Source organism: Pseudomonas sp. GW456-12-10-14-LB2, assembly GCF_002884345.1.
Taxonomy (GTDB): domain Bacteria; phylum Pseudomonadota; class Gammaproteobacteria; order Pseudomonadales; family Pseudomonadaceae; genus Aquipseudomonas; species Aquipseudomonas paraglycinae.
In genome coordinates this window covers 1-289 of the sequence record NZ_POHV01000107.1, presented here as the reverse complement: position 1 = coordinate 289, position 289 = coordinate 1, and the positions used below count along the sequence as shown (strand labels likewise).

Below are 289 nucleotides of genomic sequence, written 5' to 3'. Positions count from 1 at the left end.
GTTCGCCGTAGGCCAGAAGGACGGGGGTCGGCTGATCGGCCAGATGCTTGCCGACCGAGGCCACCGCCCGATCGACCGCGGCCAGAAACTGCGGCGTCTGGTCGTGCCGGTACGTCAGGACGTGCTCGAAGCCCTCCCGGACCTCGATCCAGTCCGGAACGTACGCCTTGAAGGTCGCCGGCCGCTCGGCGTCGAACTGAAGCTCGCGCCTGCCGAACCTCGCGGCGATGGCCTCCAGGACCTCCGGCAGCTGGTCGGCCCGGAAATGGACGGCGACGTCCTTGGGCCC

The 289-nt window shown here is 69.9% G+C and carries 1 protein-coding gene; it reads right to left on the bottom strand.

The window, feature by feature from the left end; translation table 11 throughout:
* On the bottom strand, positions 1-289 hold a 289-nt coding region (locus tag C1X29_RS28295; RefSeq protein ID WP_218275708.1), incomplete at both ends, for a hypothetical protein.